At 44.4% G+C, this 646-nt stretch carries 1 protein-coding gene; it reads left to right on the top strand.

The genetic code is table 11. The features are described 5' to 3' along the window. Window positions 1-178 precede the first annotated feature (178 nt). A partial coding sequence (locus tag PSI17_RS17220; protein ID WP_273553115.1) for an Ig-like domain-containing protein occupies window positions 179-646 on the top strand: 468 nt, incomplete at its 3' end.

Genomic DNA, 646 nt, shown 5'->3' with positions numbered 1-646 from the left:
CAGGCTCCAAATAATGGAGCCTGCTTTTTATTATTGAAGTGATAACTTTTTCTTATCAGCCAATAACAATATTTCATTACCCTGTTGTCAACAAGTCATTTAATGTGTCCCGAGTGCAAGATAACTATTTATTCTTGCCCGGCTATTGGAATATAAAATATTACATGAGGAATTTTATATGGACGTCTATATAAATAACAAGTTCATTCGATTTTTGTCTTATATTAGTTTTCTTTTTTTACCGTTGGTATCCATGCATGTCTCGGCTGCCGTTAAGCTTGGCGAGGTTGAAATCACCTCACCTCATCCGGAGGTGAATGGCGACGGCAAGCAGGCGCATACCTATCGGGTAAAAGTGACCGATGCTACCAGTGGTGCTGCCCTCCCCGGTCTGTCCTTTGACCGCGACAAGGTCATTTGGCAGGCAGTTCACCCAGACGGCAAGTATGACTATGGCCAGTTAGCCAAGGACGGTAAGCTGGTTTTTGGCAACCAGAGCCTGACCACAGATAAGGATGGATATTTAACCACCACGTTAAGCAGTTCTGTCGGTCTTGATAATGTTCAGGCCAAGCTGGCGCTTATGACGGAAGAGGGCAAACAGGAATCAATTGCTGACTCGGTCGTGAACTTTAGAGCGGTAGAG

This window comes from Xenorhabdus sp. IM139775, assembly GCF_028598745.1.
Taxonomy (GTDB): Bacteria; Pseudomonadota; Gammaproteobacteria; order Enterobacterales; family Enterobacteriaceae; genus Xenorhabdus.
The sequence above is the reverse complement of the archived record's forward strand: the minus strand, read 5'-3'. Positions and strand labels throughout refer to the sequence as shown.